At 67.6% G+C, this 20622-nt stretch carries 8 protein-coding genes and 2 pseudogenes; 9 read left to right on the top strand and 1 reads right to left on the bottom strand.

Going from position 1 to position 20622, the window contains the following annotated elements; translation table 11 throughout:
* Positions 1-286: 286 nt before the first annotated feature.
* Complete coding sequence (locus ACZ3KP_RS34355; protein ID WP_467504342.1) at positions 287-4123, bottom strand: hypothetical protein; 3837 nt, start codon at positions 4121-4123, stop codon at positions 287-289.
* Positions 4124-5028: 905 nt separating this feature from the next.
* Here ACZ3KP_RS34355 and ACZ3KP_RS34350 point away from each other — a divergent pair.
* The 9 genes and pseudogenes from ACZ3KP_RS34350 to ACZ3KP_RS34310 all read left to right on the top strand — a co-directional run bounded on the left by ACZ3KP_RS34350 (position 5029) and on the right by ACZ3KP_RS34310 (position 20619).
* Positions 5029-11742, top strand: coding sequence for an RHS repeat-associated core domain-containing protein (locus tag ACZ3KP_RS34350; RefSeq protein WP_467504340.1), 6714 nt, complete (start codon positions 5029-5031; stop codon positions 11740-11742).
* A 620-nt stretch (positions 11743-12362) separates the two neighbouring features.
* A pseudogene (locus ACZ3KP_RS34345) lies at positions 12363-12851 on the top strand (winged helix-turn-helix domain-containing protein); the annotation flags it as partial.
* Positions 12852-13476: 625 nt separating this feature from the next.
* On the top strand, positions 13477-14946 hold the full coding sequence (gene ltrA, locus ACZ3KP_RS34340; protein WP_467504338.1) for a group II intron reverse transcriptase/maturase: 1470 nt from the start codon (positions 13477-13479) through the stop codon (positions 14944-14946).
* The gene (locus ACZ3KP_RS34335; protein ID WP_467504336.1) at positions 14829-15611 is read left to right on the top strand and encodes an IS630 family transposase; all 783 of its coding nucleotides are present in this window, start codon (positions 14829-14831) and stop codon (positions 15609-15611) included. The genes ltrA and ACZ3KP_RS34335 overlap by 118 nt, the downstream gene beginning before the upstream one ends.
* 97 nt (positions 15612-15708) lie before the next feature.
* A pseudogene (locus ACZ3KP_RS34330) lies at positions 15709-15804 on the top strand (helix-turn-helix domain-containing protein); the annotation flags it as partial.
* Between the two features lie 863 nt (positions 15805-16667).
* The gene (locus ACZ3KP_RS34325; RefSeq protein ID WP_467504334.1) at positions 16668-17765 is read left to right on the top strand and encodes an IS110 family RNA-guided transposase; all 1098 of its coding nucleotides are present in this window, start codon (positions 16668-16670) and stop codon (positions 17763-17765) included.
* 32 nt (positions 17766-17797) lie between these two features.
* A complete protein-coding gene (pcaDC, locus tag ACZ3KP_RS34320) occupies positions 17798-19132 on the top strand; it encodes a bifunctional 3-oxoadipate enol-lactonase/4-carboxymuconolactone decarboxylase PcaDC (RefSeq protein ID WP_467504332.1) in 1335 nt (444 codons plus the stop codon).
* Positions 19133-19167: 35 nt separating this feature from the next.
* The gene (locus tag ACZ3KP_RS34315; protein ID WP_467504330.1) at positions 19168-19803 is read left to right on the top strand and encodes an MBL fold metallo-hydrolase; all 636 of its coding nucleotides are present in this window, start codon (positions 19168-19170) and stop codon (positions 19801-19803) included.
* Between the two features lie 36 nt (positions 19804-19839).
* Entirely contained in the window at positions 19840-20619 is a 780-nt protein-coding gene (locus ACZ3KP_RS34310; protein WP_467504328.1) for an exodeoxyribonuclease III, read from the top strand.
* The last annotated feature ends 3 nt before the right edge of the window (positions 20620-20622 follow it).

Raw genomic sequence — 20622 nt, 5'->3', positions numbered from 1 at the left:
ACTCCAAGCCTTCGACATCACCTTCGACGGCCGGCTCACCGCCGGACGCCGCTGAACAAAACCGACCGAGTTCCACCGTTCGCTACACAGACCCTCTTTGCCGGGTGGTGCTTGTCTCTGCCGAGCGCCGGTATTTGAGCAGGCCAGCGGCGCCCAGCATGTTGGCTAATCTGGTTCGCGGCGGTTGATGTTGGGCCGTCCGCTCACGCAGCGCTCACGCAGGAGGGCGGCACGGGGCCGGGTGCGCCACGAGAATGGTGCGGTGCACCCGGCCGCTGTCGCCGTGCTACGCGTCTGGCCCGAGTGAGGCAAGGTCGAAGGCGTTACTGATGGCGCTGTAGCCGTCGGCGGTGAGGTTGACGTGGTCGCCGGAGTCGTAGTCCGCCGGGGCCGCGTCGGTGCCGAGCTTCAGTGCTTGTGGGTCGGCCTTACTCGCTGCGTCGACGACCGCCACGACCGCCTCTGCGTCCACGTAACTCACCGTGGGCGTGGTGAAGTCGGCTTGGTTGGTGATCCAGGTGTTGGCGTCGATGCGGTTCTGGTCGACGGTCGCAGTGCAGGCGCTGTAGCCGTCGCAGGGCGTCAGGGTAGTGAAGATGACCTTGATGCCCCAGCCTTTGAGCTGGTCGCGCAGGAGGCCGAGGGAGTTGTCGATGTCGACGTCGTCATGGCCCGCGATGATGTCCTGCAAGCCTTGCGTGACCACGACCGTGCGGACGCCGGGTACGGACAGGACGTCCCGATCCAGGCGGGTGAGTGCCGCGCGACCGCCTGCGCCTGGACCCTGGTCGGTGCCGAGGTAGTTGTTCTCGATGCCGGAGGCCACAACGCCGTAGACCGGCACACCGTCGGAGTTGGTGATCAGGCGGTCCGCCAGGTCTTGGTTGAAGCGTGGGGTGCTGTAGCCCGCAGTGTTGCCCGTGGTACCGGTGTTGACGAGGCCGTCGCCGAGCACGGAGACCGTCGGCTGGTGGCTGGTGGTGACGTCGACTTCGGTGAGGATGTCGGTGGAGCGGCCCGCGACCGTGCCCGTGCCTGTGAACGCCGTGTTGGCCGTGTCCGAGGTGTGGTCGCCGCTGCCGACGGCGCTGACGTAACCGAGGGTATCGTTGCCCGCCCAGGGGTGCATGACGAGGAAGCTCACTCGGTTCACCAGGTGGATGCTGGTCGTGATGACCCCGCCTGGGGCGACCGCCATGGGAATCGGATCGCTGTATAGTTCGCCGCCCTGCGGGATCACCACCGATGTGACGCCGCCGAAGGTCACGTCCACGGGTGCGGACGCTGTGGTCGCGCCGCTGCTGTACGGGGCGACGGTGACATGGTCGATGGTAAGTGAGTCGGTGCCCACGGCGTTGGACAGACGCAGCCGCACGTGGTCGCCGCCGGCGCTTATCTGGCTGACTTCCCGGAAGGTCTGGTTGCTGAAGGCGCCCATGGAGGAGAACTGGAACAGGCCCTCGGTGGGCGCGCTCCAACTGCCGCTCCATGCGGCACCGTTGGCTGCGGTGGTGGTGTCGCGTACGGACATGCCGATGATGTGCATTCCCGGCACGTACTTGCGCGCGGTATCGGCCAGGTCGGGCAGTGTCACCGAGTTGACGGTGGCACCGGCCTTCAAAGGTACGGCGAAGGCGTAGATGTGGGTGCTGTGGGTCACCTGGGCGCTGGGGACGTTGCGGTACGGCAGGGTGACGGTGGCCGGTGCGTCGGGGCCGTCCAGCCAGTCGGGCATGGTCAGGTAGTAGGGCTGTGAGGTGCCGTCTCCGTAGGTGATGGATCCCTTCGGTGTGACGCAGTCCTCATAGGTTCCGTTGCCCAGACTGCAGTTGGTGGCGGAGGTGTTGGTGTTGTCGGGGACGACGGGGCTGGTGGTGTCGCCATCCTGATGATGGGAGCCGACGGACCCGTAGGTGGAGAAGCCGAGGAAGACCAGGGCTTGGCCGCTGGTGCCGTTCATCTGGATGGTCTGGTTGGCTGCCAGAACGTTGTCCCCGGTGCTGGCGCCGAAGTTGGGCAACGTGAAGGTGGTGCCGTCCACGGTGATCTTGCCGCCGGGCTGCCAGCCGGCTGCCTTGAGGGTCTGGAGGGAGAGGGAACCGCCCACTCCGTCGGCGTCGGCCGTGGTGTGGTTGCTGTCGTCGGTGGTGGCGGTGTTGTTGAAGGCCGCCTGCAGGCTGGGGTAGGTATGCGCGGCGTGTCCGAGCGCGGCGAACTCGTACTGCTGCTGCGAGGAGACGTTTCCTGCGGAATCGACGGCGTACACGTAGAGCGTGTGCGTGCCGGGTGCCGCCGGGGTCACGGTGATCGTGGCGGTGTTGTTGTCGGCCTTTTTAGTCTGTGAGGCGGGGGTGTTGGACGTGGGGGGCGCGGCGTCCAGACCGTAGAGGAACTTGGCGGCGTTGTTGCCGTTGGTACCGGGGTTTACGGAGAGAGTGAAACTGCCCGGAGTGCCTGCGGTGGTGATGGCGGGCGCGTCCTCCGGATAGAGGCTGTCAGCGGTCTTGACGGTGGGCTGGGCCGGGCTGTGCAGGTCGACAGTGAAGTGGCAGGTGGCCGAGGTAGCGGAGGTGTCCTCGCCGTCCGTCGAGGTGACCTTCCAGCTGACCACGCTGCCGTCGGCGAGGCCGCTCATGAACGAGGAGGGCAGTTGTTTGGGCGCGTTGGCGCCGCTGGCGACGGTGGCGCTGGTCGTGGTGGTGGCCGTACCGCTGCCCACCCAGTACGAGTAGGTCGCCGCGAGGGCGTCCTTGTCGGTGTCGCTGATGGTGGCGTTGAGGGTGGGCGGGGTAGTGGCCAGGGTCTTGCCGACGATCGGGTAGTCGCCGGTGGTGCCGCAGCCGAGCGAGGTGGAGCCGACCTTGGTGGCCAGGGTGCCGGGTTTGTTCGGCACGTGGTTGTAGGTGATGGACATGGAGGGGTTGTTGGCGAAGCGCTTGAAGTAGTTTCCGTCGCTGCTGCCGTTCTGGCTGTTGACCAGTGCGAAGGTCCAGCTCGTCCAGTGCGCGGCGGCGCCCTTGGCGATCGTGGAGGTCACGGAGAAGCCGCCGGAGGGCTCGCTGGTGCAGGCCGGGCCGAAGCTCTTGGTGGCCAGCTTGCTGGTCAGGGACGGCTTGGCGTTCCAGGTGGTGCCTGAGCTGATCGCGCCGGACCAGTACAGGTAGATGTCCGAGGAGAGGCTGCAGCTGGCGGAGTAGTTCTCCTTCGCGTCGACCGTGGCCGAGACGATGTGCGCACCCCAGATGCCCGAGGGGACGGCGAGCTGGAAGTAGGAGCGTTCACCGCCGATGCAGCCGGACCAGCTGTTGTAGCCGACGCCGGGGTCGCCGTACTGGGTGGAGTCGTAGTTCTTCGCCGTGGGGCAGCCCTGCTGGGTCTCGACGTAGTGCTGTTTTGCACCAGAGGCGTCGTGCGGGTTCCAGGTGGGGTCGATGAAGACCGGGAACCTCGTGTGCGCGCCGGTGAGCAGCTTGGCGTCGGGGACCAGGGACAGCGTCCTGCCGCGCAGGCGGCCCTGGACGCGGGCGACTCGGGCCTTGGGCGCGGGACCGGCCTCGAGAGGCGTGTGGGCCGCGCCGATGCCGCTGGAGTCCCACATCGCCGGCTGCGGGGCGCTGAAGAGCACCTTGCCGTCCGGGGTGGTCGCGGCGAGGTTGCCGTGACCGTCATCGGTGACGGCGACGCCCTTGGCCCGGGTGGTCAGGGCAAGTTGGGCGAGCGCGGGGTTGGCGGCTGCCTGCGCGTTCTTGACAACAAGGACCTGTGACCAGCCACCTTGTGTATCGGCGGTGACTCGCAGGTCCACGGCGGGCAGCACATCCGGGTAGGTCAGGCTCGCGCCGGACGCGTGCGGGGCGGGCAGCGCATGGGGCCAGGACAGAGCGAGGGACGCCCTGCCCTTGGCCATCGTGGCGAGCGGGGTCGTACCGCCGCCGGAGAAGGCGAGCGGTTCGGCCGCAGTCCTCGGGCTCCAGGTACCGTCCGCGTTACGCGTCAGGGTTGCGTCGACCGGAACCCAGCGGTGCGCCTTGCGAACCCGCACCGGCAGCAGGCTGGAGTCGTAGGTGACCGTACCCGACGGGTTCGCCGTGGTGGTCGCCGTCTCAGTGGTCAGGGCGTCCACCCGAACAGGTTTGCCGGTTGCCGTGGCCTCCTTCTGAGCGCCGGCCAGCGCCGATTCCTCGGCCGTCGTGAGCCCGTCTTCGTCATCGGCCGGGCGCAGAGAGCCGGTGGGCTCCGGCGGCTTCGTGCCGTCCGTCGGCGCCGCAGTCAGGCCCGGCCGGTCGGTGTTGACATCCGCGACGGAGCCCGGCGCGGGATCGGCCGCGGCCGGCTGAACTGCGAGCGGTGTCAGGCAGAGCGCGCTGACCGTGGCAAGGACCAGGAGTCTGCATGGTATTCGCGAGCTCCTTCTGAATGGACCGCCGGATGAAAGTCGGCGGAAACGATCGGACATCTGCCCCCCAATTTGAGTCCGAGTGATAAATGCCTGTGGGCGCGAGGGAGGCTACCTGCATTCACTGCGGAGCCACAACGGTCCGAGGGGGATGTCGCCGGGAAAGGGACTCGCGGACGTGTAGATGAAGTGTGCAACTTTACCGCGTGACAACCCTGTTGAACACGTTGTTGAGTAATCGCCACTATTCGTAGCAAATTTGACTCATTTGACCTGGAAATTTAGTCGAACAGAGGTCGATGCATGGTGATCTCTATACCTTTTGAACATGCGGAGGGTCTGTGAGTGGCGTCGTTAATCTGATCGAATATCTCTTCGGCAGCCGTGCTGGAATGGGGGGGTCCACAGTGCGTCGGAATTCGCGTTGGCGGATGTACGGAAAGACTATGCGGATACGCAGGTTGCCCGCTTTATGGACTGTCGCGATCGGCGTGCTTGCCCTGCTCGTCGGGTTTCTCTCGCCGACGGACGCGCTCGCGTCCGGACAGCACGCGGATTACTTCGTAAAGGCGAAGAAAGAACCCTCGGTACCCGTCTCGCCGGTCAAAGGCAAGGCCGCCAAGGTTCCGCACATGCCGCGCTGGAACGCCGCCGAGGCGCACAGGACCTGGCCTGCCAAGGGGGCGGCCGACGTGGCGGTTCCCCCGCGCGGAGCCGCTGCCAAGCGGGCTGACGGTGTCCCGGTGATCGTCGCATCGGTGAAGGGTGCGCACGCGACGGAAGCGGGCACCCGTGTGCACGTGTCGCTGCCGGGGCAGACAGCCGCGCAGAAGCTCGGCGTCCGCGGCGTGGTTCTCACCGTCCAGCCGGACAGCACTGCGTCGGGCAGCACCGCTCAAGTGGGTCTGGACTACTCGGCGTTCAAGGATGCCTACGGCGGCGACTGGGCCGGCCGGCTGCGCCTGGTGCGCCTGCCTGCCTGTGCGCTGACCACTCCGCAAGCCGCTGCCTGCCGTAAGCAGACTCCGCTGATCTCGACCAACAACGCCAAGACCCAGACGGTATCGGCCGACGTCGCGCTGCCGAAGTCCACCACCGCGCAGCCGCTCGTCCTCGCGGCGGAGGCGACCGCCTCGGGCGGCGGCGGCAGCTATGCGGCCACCTCGCTGGCCCCGTCCGGCCAGTGGTCGGCAGGTGGTTCGGCCGGCGCGTTCAGCTACTCGTACCCCATCTCGGTGCCGGACGTGCCCGGCAGCCTGGTTCCGAGCGTGTCCCTGGGCTACAGCTCACAGGGCGTGGACGGGCGGACCTCCTCGACGAACGCGCAGTCGTCCTGGATCGGTGACGGCTGGGACTACTCGCCCGGCTTCGTCGAGCGCAGCTACGCCTCCTGCTCCGACGACACGGCGGGCGGGTCCCCCAAGACCGCTGACGAGTGCTGGTCCGACGACGTCGACACACTCACCCTGTCTTTGAACGGCTCGTCCAACACACTCGTCCACGACGACAAGTCGGGTACATGGCACCCGCAGGGCGACAGCGGCGAGAAGGTCGAGGTCAAGACCGACACCGTCAACGGCGACAACGACAACGAGTACTTCGTCGTCACCACCGCCGACGGCACGCAGTACTACTTCGGCAGGAACCGGCTGCCCGGCTGGACGACGGGCAACGCGACCACCAACTCGGTGTTCACCACGCCCGTCTACGGCAACGACACCGGCGAGCCGTGCCACGCCGCCACCTTCGCCGACTCCTGGTGCCAGCAGGGCTACCGCTGGAACCTCGACTACACCGTCGATCCGCACGGCAACGCGATCAGCTACTGGTACACGCCGGAGACCGGCTATTACGGCCGGGACAACTCCACCACCCCGACCACGTACGCCCGTAGCGGCTACCTTTCCAAGATCCAGTACGGGCAGTTGGCGGGCAAGGTCTACGACAGCACCGCCCCGGCCGCCGCCCAGGTGTTCTTCGACACCTCCGAGCGCTGTCTGGCCGACTCCAGCTTCGACTGCGCCACGTCGAAGATGACCGCGGCGAACGCGTCGCACTGGCCGGACGTTCCCGTCGACCAGACTTGCGCCTCCACGGGAACCTGCAACAACCACGGCCCGGCGTTCTTCACCACCAAGCGTCTGACGGGTATCCGTACCCAGGTCCTGGTCGGCTCGGCCTACCAGGACGTGGACGCCTGGACTCTTACCCAGACCTTCCCGCCGACTGGCGACACGACCACCCCGTCGCTGTGGCTGAGTCAGATCGTGCGCACCGGCAAGGACGGCGGAAGCCTCGATCTGCCGCCGGTGAAGTTCGACGGACAGGCACTTGCCAACCGTGTGGACGGCCTCGACGGCTATCAACCCATCACTCGTTACCGGATGACCAAGGTCACCACCGAGTCCGGCGAAGTGATCACCGTCAACTACACAGGGCCCCAGTGCCACCGCACGGGCACGGCGGTACTGCCGTCCAGCGAGGACAGCAACACCTACCGCTGCTATCCCCAGTACTGGACCCCGCCGGGGCAGACGTCCCCGCAGCTGGACTGGTTCAACAAGTTCCTCGTCAACTCCGTGACGACACAGGACTCCACCGGCGGCGGCCTCCCCGTCCAGACCTCCTACGCCTATATCGGCGATCCGGCCTGGCATTACAACGACGACCCGCTGACCCAGGCCAAGTACCGCACCTGGAACCAGTGGCGCGGCTACGGCACGGTCGAGACCCGCACCGGCACGTCCCCGGAGAAGATCACACTCTCCCGGGAGACGTACTTCCGGGGCATGGACGGCGACAAGACCTCCACCGGCACCCGCAGCGTCACGCTCAACGACACGGCCAAAGACGACTCGCAGAAGGACTCCGACTGGCTGGCAGGCCAGACCTTCGAGACGCAGTCGTTCAACGGAGACGGCGGCGCACTCCTGTCCGACGGCATCACCGACCCGTGGAGTTCACCGGCGACGGCCACTCAGACCCGTACGAAAGCGGGCCTGGACCCGCTGGTCGCGCGCCGCACGAACATCCAGCGGGCCCGCACCGTCACCACCAAGGCGGACGGCACCACGCGCACCACCGAGATCGACTACACCATCGATGGGGCCAGCGGTCTTCCCAAGGCCGTGGACGACCAGGGCGACACCTCGACGTCTACCGACGACAAGTGCACCCGCACCTGGTACGCGACGGACGCCGCCGGCAACCAGCTGCCCGTACCGCGCCGGGTCCAGGAGGTCGCCGTCTCCTGCACGGCCACGCCGAAGTACCCGCAGGACCTGCTCAGCGACGATCTCACCTTCTTCGACGGCTCCACTGACAACACCGCCACGCCCACCAAGGGCGATGTGACGATGGTCCAGAAGGCCGACTCGGTGGCGTCCGACGGCACCCCGCACTACATCACGGCGCTGAAGAACACCTACGACTCCTACGGCCGCGAACTCACCGAGACCGACGCCGACAACCGCGTCACGACCACCGCCTACACCCCCGCGACCGGTGCCTCCCCGACCTCCATCACGGTCACCCAACCGAAGGTCACCGGGCAGACCGCCGGTTTCGCCACCGCGACCACGCTGGACCCCGCCCGCGGCCTGGACCTGAAGACCACGGACGCAGCCGGCTACTCCACCACAAGCACCTACGACCCGCTGGGCCGCCTGACCGCGGTGTGGAGCCCGGGCTTCCCCACCGACAACAACCCCAACGTCAAGTACAGCTACAACCTCTCGCCGTCGGTGCCGTCCACGGTCACCACCCAGACCCTCGACGATGACAACGCCTACCGCACCTCCATCTCCCTCTACGACGCGATGCTGCGCCCGCGGGAGACGCAGACGGCGACCGTCGACGGCGGACGTACGATCACCGACACCGTCTACGACTCGCACGGCTGGGCGGTCAGCTCCTCCGACGCGTACTACAACAGCGGCGCCCCGTCCGGCACGCTGGTCGACGCGCCCGACAACAAGACCCCGTCCCAGACCGCCACGGTCTACGACGCCGCGGGCCGGGTCACGGCTTCGATCGCCTACCACTTCGCCTCCGAGACCTGGCGCACCACCACCGCCTACCCGGGCTCCGACCGCGTCGACGTCACCCCGTCCGCCGGCGCCACACCCTTCGGAGCCACCCCCACCACCACATACACGGACGCCCGTGGCCAGTTGGCCAAGCTGCTGCGCTACCACGGCACCACAGCCACCGGCGCCGCCGACACCGTCACCTACTCCTACGACGCGGCGGGCCACCAGACAGGCGAGGACGACGGGCAGGGCCACACCTGGTCCAGCGGCTACGACCTTCTGGGCCGCCGCACTTCTCAGACCGACCCCGACACCGGCTCCTCCAGCTCCACGTACGACAACGCCGGCCAGCTGCTGACCTCGACCGACAACCGCGGCAAGACCATCAGCTACACGTACGACGAGATGGGCCGCAAGAAGGCCGAGTACGACACCACGGACGGCGTAGCGCAGTCGACATCTAACGAGCTGGCCGCCTGGACATACGACACGCTGAAGAAGGGCAAGCCCACCGCGTCCATCCGCTACGTCGGCGGCACCGGCGGCTCTGCCTACACCGACAAGGTCCTCGGCTATGACAGCCACGGCTGGGTACAGGCCACCGAGCTCGTGATCCCTGCGGCCGAAGGCGCCCTGGCCGGCAACTACATCCATCAGAACACGTACAACCTCACCGGCACGCTGAGGAATTACACCGACCAGGACCCGACGGCCGTCAAGCTGCCGCAGGAGACCGTCTCCTACAACTACGACGCCTACGGCCGCCCCACGTCCGTCGGCGGCACCACGAACAGCTGGGACTACGTCGACAAGCTCAGCTACACGGAGTTCGACGAGCCGTACCAGTTGACCTACGGCACCACGGGTAACTTTGCGCAGCAGACCCTGAACTACGACGACCAGACCCACCGCCTGACGGACTCCACCACCGTCACCCAGTCAGGCGCCGCGATCGCCGACAAGACCAGCTACACCTACCAGCCCTCCGGCAACATCACGAAGATCACCGACAAGCTGGAGACCGGTTCGACCGACACCCAGTGCTTCGACTACGACTGGGCACAGCGTCTGCAAGACGCGTGGACAGCCACGGACGCCTGCTCGGCCACCCCGGCATCCGGCGCGTCGACGACCGTGGGCGGCCCGTCGCCGTACTGGCAGTCCTGGTCCTACGACGTCACAGGCGCCCGCTCCTCCCAAGTCGATCACGACACGACAGGCGACACGTCCCACGACGCGACGTCCTCCTACAACCCGTTCACGGCAGGCAAGGGCCCGGCCCACGCCGTGCAGACGGTGAAAACGGTCGTCCCGGGCGACCCGACAGCCAACACCACCAACGCCTACACCTACGACGAGGACGGCAACGTCCACACGCGCAGCACCCGCGCGGGCACCGACACCCTCAACTACGACGACGAGGGCCACCTCTCCGAACTGTCCTCGACGGGCTCGGCCGGTGACACGAAGTACCTCTACGACGCCGACGGCAGCCTGCTGATCCGCCACAGCCCCGCCGCCACCACCCTCTACACGGGCGACGAGGAGATCACCCTCAAGACCGGCGCCACCAGCGCCGACGGCGTGCGCTACATCTCGATCGCCGGCCAGACCGTCGCCACCCACTCCTCCGACGGCAAGTTCACCTACCTGATCCCCGACCGCCAGGGCACGGGCACCCTGGAGATCGACTCCCAGACCCAGCAGATCACCCGCCGCCAGTACAAGCCTTTCGGCGAGTCACGCGACCAGACCGGGGCATGGGTCGGGCAACGCGGCTACGTCGGAGGCACCCAGGACGACAACACCGGCCTGACCAACCTCGGCGCCCGCGAATACGACCCCACCATCGGTCGCTTCCTGAGCCCCGACCCCGTCCTGGACCCGGGCTCGCCACAGAGCTGGAACGCCTACGACTACGCCGACGACACCCCGGTCTCCAGCTCGGATCCCTCCGGCGGCTGCGCGGACATCGACTGCCCCACCCGTAACTGCCCCTACTGCATCAACGGCACCCCCACAGACCCGGACTCCATGCACCGGGCCATGAACGACCACCCTGGCTCAGGCAGCACCCCCAACAACACCAAGTCGTACGCCAAGAAGTACAAGGCCGACATCAGCAACAGCACCGCCAACGCCCAAGCGGAACAGCGAGCCCTGGAGCGGCAGAAAGCCACCGCTGACGCAGCGGCCGCCGCGGCCAAGAGACAGGCGTCGGGCTTCAAACACCGATTGCTCAGCCTGGTCGCGGATGTGCTGGGCGTGACCGACGCCTACAACTGCTTCACCAAGGGCGACGTCATGGGCTGCATCAGCACGGCCCTGACCTTCGTGCCCTGGGGCAAGGTCTTCAAAGCCATCAAGGTTGGCGTCGAAGCACTCAAGATCTGGCGCGCGCTGGACCGGGCCTACACCGCTGTGAAGGACACCGAGGAAGCCGCGAAGGTCGCCGAGGACGCGGTGAAGGCGGAACGGTTCGTGGCGGAGGCGGAGGGAGCCGGTGAGGACGTCGCTAGAGGATGCGGCGCGGTGCACAGCTTCGTCCCCAGTACCGAGGTCCGTCTGGCCGACGGCACATCAAGACCGATCAGCAAGCTCAAGGCCGGCGACACAGTCCTGGCCACCGACCCCCAGACGGGCGTCACAGCCCCGGAGGAGGTCCAGCGGGTCATCGTCACGAAGACCGACAAGGACTTCACGACCCTGACCCTGAACACGGCCCCGACCCGAGGCCCTCCGCAGCAGAAGTCCGAGAAGCAGACCCTCACCACCACCTGGCACCACCCCTTCTGGGACGCCACCCACCACCGCTGGACCGACGCCCACGATCTGACCTCGGGTACGAAGCTCCGCACTTCGGGCGGCAGGACCGTAACGGTTGCCGAGGTCCACAATTTCCACCAGCACGAGACGACTTACGACCTCACGGTCGGCACCCTGCACACGTACTATGTGCTGGCGGGCGAGACTCCGGTACTCGTTCACAATGCAACGCCAGGTCAGAAGTGCGATCTGACGCTGGGTGCTGGTCCGAATGCCCGAGAGGGAGTAGGCCTGGAGAACGGTGACATTGAGGCAGATGGCGTTCGAGATCTGATCAATGAATCCGGAAATGCGCACGGTTGCCACACTTGCGATGCCACGACCCCCGGCACCAAGGACGGGGACTGGATTCCAGATCACCAGCCGCCGTCGAGTCTCGTCGCTCCCGGATCTCCTCAGACGGCGTATCCTCACTGTCTGCCCTGCGCTAGGCGGCAGGGTGGGGTCGTCTCACAACTTTCACAAGGAAAGAGCAAGAAGGAATGGTAGCTAATAGCCCTGTGGTTGCATTCCTGGCAAAAATCGAGCACGGATGCCTGATCTTGCGGGATGCGGGAAGTGACGATGACGTCAGCGACTGGGACCCGGCGTCGAGCAGTTGGTATCGAGAGGGCAGTTCACTCATCTTCGGCGTTCAGGCCAGTGTCGACGGTCCTGTCGAATGCGAGGTATGGAAGTCGACTCCGCCTGTGGTGCTTCCTGTGAACCTCTTTGAGGTGTCGCTCCCGTGTCCGTCCGGGTGGCTCGTATTGCACGATCCGAACGAATACGCCCGAATGCAATTTGCGGGATTCCGTGGCTCTGTGATCTGTTCGGTAATGGTGGATGATCCGCAATTCCCGTCAAAGGTTCAGATCTTGCTGAGGGGAGAGGGCAAGTAGCTTCTTGACGCTCGCAGGAACGGGCGAGGCTCTATTCGAGGGTCTCGCCCGTTCCTCGCATGCGGCGTGAGGGCGTCGTTCCGCTGGGGGATGTCGACCTTCCCACGTCATTCCGAACTGCAAAGTTGAAGCCCCGTCAGGCGCGTCCTGACGGGGCTTCTGCATGGGGTGACGCTGAGGTTGAAAGGGTGGGGTGACAGCGGGCGTTGGCGGTGCTAGATCCTCGTCATGAGGTACGCGGATGGCGGCGGCCTGACCGCTGCGGGGCGGGCGAAGCGTGAGGCAGTGCGCTTCGAGGCCGCGGAGATGTTCGAGCGAGGCCTGCGGCCGCCGGAGGTGGCCCGCAGGTTACGGGTGTCGCGGAAGTCGGCGTACGCCTGGCACGCCGCCTGGCGCGAGGGCGGTAGCGGGGCTCTGGCCTCCAAGGGGCCCGGCGGCTTCCCGTGTCAGCTCAGCGATGCCCAGGCGGAACGACTGCAGGCCGAGCTGGAGGCGGGGCCGGCGGCGCACGGCTGGACAGAGGACCAGCGGTGGACCCTGGCGAGGGTCGCGGAGCTGATCCATCGCCTGCTCGGCTACCGGTACACCCCGCGTGGGGTGTCGTATCTGCTGCACCGACTGGGCTGGTCGCCGCAGGTCCCCGCGCACAGGGCCGTCGAGCGCGATGAGCGGGCAGTAGCCAGGTGGCGGACGGAGCAGTGGTCACGGGTAAGAGGATGGCCCAGCTCCTGGGCGCGTGGATCGTCTTCGAGTTGCGCCGTGAGGCGCTGTGTTTCGTGTGGAGGTGAGAGACCTTCGCCGCTGACCTGTCGTAGCAGGGAGGTGGAGCTGAGGGCAGCCTGATCCGGGTGATGCCGGGGAGGGCGGGAGCGGCCCTGACAAAGCCGGGACGTGCCAGTACTGCCAGATGGTACGGGTTCGGCGAGCGGGACGGAGAGGAGTACGCGAGGAACCGGCGTCTTTACGTCTCTTAACGATGCCACCGGCTCGAACCTGGCGGATCTGGGCCGGAAGCGGTGCGCACCCATTGCCGTTGGCGGTGGGGAACTTCCTGGCCGGTCTTTCGAAGCCGTCCAGAAGGCCACGAGGAAGGACTACGGCGTACTCGTGGCGATGCCGCAGGGACACAGTCGGGCTCCTACTTCGACGAGCGAAACACAGTGAACACGGGAACCATCCGGTCTCAACTCCCCGGCAGCGGACTGCCAGTTCGTCTGCGGGGATAGGTGCATCGACCGCTGAACGGGCCGGGTGGGGCGGAGCCGCCGTAGTACTCCGAGCCGGGGAAAGCCCGGAGCATGGGGAAGGGCGGCAGCGGGATCGAGAAGGGAAGGATGCTGCAATGCCGAAAGATGCACCGCTGAATGGCGGCGCTCTGCTGGAGGCGGTCCCGGTGGGGCCGATCCAGCGGGTATCGGAGATGCAGGCCAAGCTTCACCGTTGGGCGGTGGCTGACCCTGGCCGCCGGTTCGATGATCTGTTCAACTTCGTGCACGATCCGGCGACGCTGATGGTGGCGTTCGACTGGGTCGCCGGCAACCGGGGAGCCAACACTCCGGGCATCGACGGCCTGAGTGCTACCGATGTCGAGGAAAGGATTGGCATTCCCGGGTTCCTGGACGACTTGCGGGTCCAGCTCAGGCAGGGCTCGTTCCAGCCCCTGCCGGTGCGGGAGCGCACGATTCCCAAGCCGGGTGGGTCGGGAAAGGTGCGGCGGCTGGGGATTCCCGTGATCGCCGACCGGGTTGTCCAGGCCGCGCTGAAGCTGGTGCTGGAGCCGATCTTCGAGGCCGACTTCAAGCCGGTCTCTTACGGATTCCGGCCCAAGCGACGGGCCCAGGACGCGATTGCCGAGATCCATTTCTATGGCACCCACGGCTATCGCTGGGTGCTGGACGCGGACATCGCGGCGTGTTTCGACGAGATCGACCACGCCGCGCTGATGGACCGGGTCCGGATGAGGATCAAGGACAAGCAGGTCCTGGCGCTGGTGAAGGCGTTCTTGAAGGCCGGTCTCCTGACGGAGCTCGGTGAGTATCAGGACACCTTCACCGGCACGCCGCAAGGGGGCATACTCTCCCCGCTGCTGGCCAACATCGCCCTGTCGGTGCTCGATGAGTACCTGCACCGGGCGTGGGAAGCAGGCGGAGAGATGTCCACCGACTACCGGCGGGGCCGACGCCGGGCCGCCGGTCTGCCGTCGTGGCGGCTGGTCCGCTACGCGGACGACTTTGTCGTCCTGGTCGACGGGACCAGGCAGGACACTGAGGCACTGCACGAAGAGATCGCCCGGGTTCTTGCACCGATGGGGCTGCGGCTGTCACCAGCCAAGACTCAAGTGGTGCACCTGAGCGAGGGGTTCGACTTCCTGGGGTTCCACATCCAGTGGCGTCGCAAGCGCGGAACGAACAAGTGGTACGTCTACACCTTCATCGCCGACCGGCCTGTCCGGTCGGTGAAGGCGAAGATCCGTCACCTCACCCACAGAACGTCGCAGCAGGACCTCGCCGTGGTGCTGATCAATCTCAACCGGGTCACCCACGGCTGGGCCAACTACTTCAGGCATGCCGTCGCCAAGCACGTCTTCAGCAGGCTGGACGACCTCGTCTGGTGGAGGGTCATCCGGCTGCTGAGGACACGGCATCACTGGAGCTGGTCGGACGTCCGCAGACGGCTTACCACCGCGACGGGGCGGTGGCTTCCAGTCAGCGCGGACGGGATCGAATTGCGGAAGATCAGTGCGATCCCGGTCACCCGGTATCGCTACCGCGGCAACCAGATCCCCACCCCCTGGGGCCCTGCAACCACCTGACGGCAGAGACCGTGGAGAGCCCGTTGCCTAGTAATAGGCACGGCGGGTTCGGCGAGAGGTCCGGGGAAACGGACCGGGAGCAATCCCGACACCGCGCCCCGGGCCTACTCAGCGACGAGGCCGGGCAGGACCTGAAGCCCGGCAAGGGCCGCACGTGGTCAAGGCAGGGCAGGACGCCGCTGGTCAAAGTGGTGGGAAAGGGTTCGGGCCGGGTCTTGATGGCCGGGATGATCTGCGTCAGGCCGGGCCACGAGACCCGCCTGATCTACCGGACCCAGACGTACCGGGGCCGTACCGGCGAGAAGAAGGGCTTGCGGGCCCGCGAGTTCGCGGACCTGCTGACCGCTGCCCGTCGGCAGCTCGGCGATGTCCCGCTGACCGTGGTCTGGGACAACGCCAGCACCCACCACGCCAAGCCCTTGCGGGAGTTCTGCGAGCGCAACAGCGACTGGCTGACCATCGTCAAGCTCCCGCCCTACGCGCCAGACCTCCACCCCGTCGAAGGCGTCTGGGCCCACGTGAAGAAGTCCCTGGCCAACCTCGCACCCCGCACGATCGAAGACCTCACCCCGCTCGTGAAGAACCGTTTACGCGGCATCCAACGCCGACCCGAAGTACTCGACGGCTTCATCGCCGGGACCGGACTGGCACTGGAGCCTCCGTAACGCTGTCACCCCGCCCTTTCAACCTCAGCGGCAGTAGTTGACGCTGAGGTTGAAAGGGTGGGGTGACAGCTGGCGTTGGCGGTGCTGCATCCTCGTCATGAGGTACGCGGATGGCGGTGGTTTAACCGCCCTGGGGCGGGCGAAGCGTGAGGCCGCGCGCTTCGAGGCCGCGGAGATGTTCAGGCAAGGGGTGTGACGCCGGAAGTAGCCCATCGAGGCGTACGACCTGACCGAGACGGTCTGGTCGGCGGCCGCCCTCACGGGAAATGACCCGAAGACGGTCAAGCGGTACGTCGAGGCCCATTCCAGCGGGCGGAACCCGTTCGAGCGCGAGCCGCGACTGAAGATGATCGACGCGTTCTAGGAGAAGATCGAGGAGTGGGTCGAGCAGTCGAAAGCGACGATCCGTGCTGGCGTGGTCCACGACAAGCTGGTGAAGATGGGCTTCCGGGGCAGCGCGCGATCGACCTGGCGGGCGGTAACGCCTTGAGCCCGGGCGGTGGCTGCAGCTCGACTGGGGCGAGGGCCCGAAGATCGGCGGGTGGCGGACCTGGCTGTTCTCCGCGTGGCTGTCCTGGTCCCGGTTCCGGGTGGTGATCCCGGTCTGGGACTGCACCTTGGGCACCCTGGTCACCTGTCTGGACACCACGCTACGGCGGATCGGCGGGGCTACGTCCGGTTAGGGCGGGCACACAGGGCTGTCCGTCAATGCCGGTCACGAGTGCCCGAAGAGTCAACTCATTGTCAGCCCGTCCAGACCGGGTTGAGCGCTGGTTCGGACGAAGTCATCCGGCAGTGATCGAGTCACGCCGATGTACCGCGATCGATGGGACAGTTGTGCAGTGCCGTCCCGGACGGGGTCTGACTCGTGAGATCTATGACCAAAGTGTCCAGTCACAGACCTGTCGACTGCCGTTGCGGGATGCTGCCTGCCACCGAGCCACGGGGCGTGTCCCAATAGGGGCCTTGCCGAGTTCCGGCGCCATCACGGTTCAGACCGCCCGAGCAGGCCGGTGCCATTCACCCAGTACGTCACCACGCGGGAGGCGAACCACCATGACGACCCGACAGCGCAGCACCTCCTCGAGTACGGATCCGCCCGTTCGGCGCGAGGTCGTTCTGGGAGTGGACACGCACGGCGAGGTGCATGTTGCCGCCGTGATCTCCCAGCTCGGGAAGATCCTGGGAACCGAGTCGTTTCCGGCCACGGCGGTCGGCTATCGGCAGCTGCTCGTGTGGGCCCGCAAGCGGGGGACGGTGCGCCGGGCCGGTGTGGAGGGCACCGGCACCTTCGGCGCGGGCCTGTCCCGCTACCTGCTGGCCCAGCAGATCCAGGTGTTCGAGGTGAACCGCCCCGACCGCTCAGCCCGCCGGCTACTGGGGAAGTCGGACCCGCTCGACGCGCAGGCCGCCGCGCGGGCCGTGCTCAGTGGCCGCGCCCGGGCCCGGGCCAAGTCCGGCGACGGTCCGGTGCACAGCGCCCGGATCTACAAACTCGCCAAGGACTCCGCGGTCAAGGCCCGTACCCAGGCGATCAACCAGCTCAAAGCCGTCCTGGTAATCGCCGATCCCGCCCTGCGGGAACGGCTGTCCAGTCTGGGCAACCGCGAGCTGTTCCGCACCTGCGCACGCCTCGGCCTACCCGGCGGTGGGGGAGACGAGGACGCGGTGACCCAGGCCACCCACCTGACGTTGCGCATGCTCGCCGAGCGCGTTGAGCAGCTCACCGGGCAGATCGATGAGCTGAACCAGCGCCTGACCCGGCTCGTCGAACGCCACGCCCCACAGCTGCTCTTACCGATGGGCATCGGCCCGGACAGCGCCGTCACTCTCCTGATCACTATGGGAGACAACCCCGAGCGGCTGAACACCGAGGCGTCCTTTGCTGCCCTTTGCGGAGTCAGCCCTATCGAGTACTCCTCCGGCCGGCGGCGCACGCGCCGCCTCAACCACGGCGGCGACCGGCAGGCGAACGCAGCCCTGCACCGCATCGTGTTCACCCGCCTGCGCCACGACCCGCGCACCCAGGCGTACTACGAACGCCGCACCCAGGAGGGCAAGACCCGACGCGAGATCATCCGATGCCTCAAGCGGTATGCCGCCCGCGAGGTCTTCAACCTGGTCAGACCGGTTTCTCGCGCCCCCGCGTTATAGGGGCGTCCGTGAGACGTGAGAGGGTCTGGGGCGTGAGTGAGACACCCCCGAACACCCTGCAATACCGCTTTGACGGGCCAGAAGACGCTCCGGTCCTGATCCTGGGTCCCTCACTGGGTACCACATGGCACATGTGGGACCGGCAGATCCCGGAGCTGACCCAGCAGTGGCGGGTCTTCCGGTACGACCTGCCCGGGCACGGTGGCGCGCCCGCGTACCCGGCCGGTTCCGTCGCCGAGCTGACCGCCCGGCTGCTGCTCACCCTCGACTCCTTCGGCATCCAGCGCTTCGGCTACGCGGGCTGTGCGCTCGGCGGTGCCGTCGGCATGGAGCTGGCCCTGCGGCACCCGGAGCGGATCGCCTCGCTCGCGCTGGTCGCCGCCTCGCCCCGGTTCGGGACGGCGGACGAGTTCCGCCAGCGCGGGGTGATCGTGCGGACCAACGGTCTCGACCCGATCGCCCGGACCTCGCCCGACCGCTGGTTCACCGGCGGTTTCGCCGCCGCCCAGCCCGCCATCACCGAGTGGGCCGTGCAGATGGTGCGCACCACCGACCCCGGCTGCTACATCGCCGCCTGCGAGGCGCTGGCCGGCTTCGACGTACGGACGGAGCTCGGCCGGATCGGCGTGCCGACGCTCGTCCTGGTCGGCTCGGACGACCAGGTCACCGGCCCCGCCGAGGCCCGTACCCTGGTGGCCGGGATCCCCGACGCCCGGCTCGCGGTGGTACCCGGCGCCTCCCACCTGGTCCCGGTCGAGCAGCCCGCCGCCGTCACCGACCTTCTCGTCCGGCACTTCTCCACCGCCTGGCAGCCCGCCTTCGACTCCACCACCGGCCAGATGGCCGTCCCGGCCGCCCCCGCCCAACCCGTGCTCGCCGCCGGACCCCAGGTCGTGCTCCAGCCCGCGCCCCAGGTGGCACCGCAGGTCAAGCCGATCGCCGAGATCGCCCCGGCCGCCGCGGCACCGCAGCCGTACGGCCGGCCCGATCCGTACGACGCGGGGCTGAAGGTCCGCCGGGAGGTGCTCGGGGACGCGCACGTGGACCGGACGCTGGCGCAGGCCGACGACTTCTCCGGGGACTTCCAGGACCTCGTCACCCGCTACGCCTGGGGCGAGATCTGGGACCGGCCCGGACTCGACCGGCGTTCGCGCAGCTGTGTCACGCTCACCGCGCTGGTCGCGGGCGGCCACCTGGAGGAGCTGGGCTTCCACATCCGGGCGGCCCTGCGCAACGGCCTGACCCCGGACGAGATCAAGGAAGTGCTGCTGCAGGCGGCGGTGTACTGCGGGGTGCCGGCGGCGAGCAGCGCCTTCCGGGTCGCTCAGCAGGTCATCCGGGAGGAGACCACTCCTGAGCACTCCTGAGGCCCGAGGGGCGTCGTGGGGGCAGGATGGACACCATGAAGCTCACCAAGAAGTCGCATTCGTGCGTGCGGCTGGAGAAGGACGGGCGCACGCTCGTCCTCGACCCCGGCGGGTTCAGCGAACCGGACGCGGCCGTCGGCGCGGACGCGATCCTGGTCACGCACGAACACATCGACCACTTCGACGAGGGCCGGCTGCGGGCGGCGCTGGAGGCCGACCCGGGCACCGAGGTGTGGACCCTGAAGTCCGTCGCCGACCAGCTCGCGGCCGCCTTCCCGGGCCGGGTGCACACCGTCGGCCACGGTGACGCGTTCACCGCTGTCGGCTTCGACGTCCAGGTGCACGGCGAACTGCACGCGGTGATCCACCCGGACATCCCGCGCATCACGAACGTCGGCTACCTGATCGACGACGGCAGGCTCTTCCACCCCGGCGACGCCCTCACCGTCCCCGACCGGCCCGTGGAGACGCTGATGCTCCCGGTGATGGCCCCCTGGAGCAAGATCTCCGAGGTCATCGACTACGTCCGCGAGGTGAAGCCGCAGCGCGCCTACGACATCCACGACGCCCTGCTCACCGATCTCGCCCGGCCGATCTACGACAGCCAGATCGGCGCCCTCGGCGGCGCGGACCACCGGCGGCTGGCGCCCGGAGCCTCGGCGGAGGTCTGAGGCAGGTTGTCAGAGGGGCCCGGTAGGTTGTCAGGCATGCGCATCGCGACCTGGAACGTGAACTCGATCACCGCCCGCCTGCCGAGGCTCCTGGCCTGGCTGGAGAGCAGCGGCACCGACGTGCTCTGCCTCCAGGAGGCCAAGGTCGCCGAGGAGCAGTTCCCGTTCGGGCCACTGCGCGAGCTGGGCTACGAGGCGGCGGTCCACGCCACCGGCAGGTGGAACGGCGTGGCGGTGCTCTCCAAGGCCGGCCTGGAGGACGTCGTCAAGGGCCTGCCGGGCGACACGGGCTACGACGGCGGCGTGGAACCCCGCGCGATCTCGGCGACCTGCGGCCCGGTCCGCGTCTGGTCGGTGTACGTGCCCAACGGCCGCGAGGTGGACCACCCGCACTACGCGTACAAGCTCCAGTGGTTCGAGGCGCTCAGGGCCGCGGTGGCCGGTGACGCGGGCGGCAGCCGCCCCTTCGCGGTCCTCGGCGACTACAACGTGGCGCCGACGGACGACGACGTCTTCGACACCGCCGCCTTCGAGGGCCTCACCCACGTCACCCCGGCCGAGCGCGCCGCCCTGGCCGCCCTGCGCGAGACCGGCCTGTCCGACGTGGTCCCGCGGCCCCTGAAGTACGACCACCCGTACACCTACTGGGACTACCGCCAGCTCGCCTTCCCCAAGAACCGAGGCATGCGCATCGACCTGGTGTACGGCAACGAGCCGTTCGCCAAGGCCGTCAAGGACGCCTACGTCGACCGTGAGGAGCGCAAGGGGAAGGGCGCGTCCGACCACGCGCCGGTAGTGGTGGACCTGGAGGTGTGAGTG

This window comes from Streptomyces sp. NPDC020958 (genome assembly GCF_055562175.1).
This window is presented reverse-complemented; position numbering and strand designations above follow the sequence as displayed.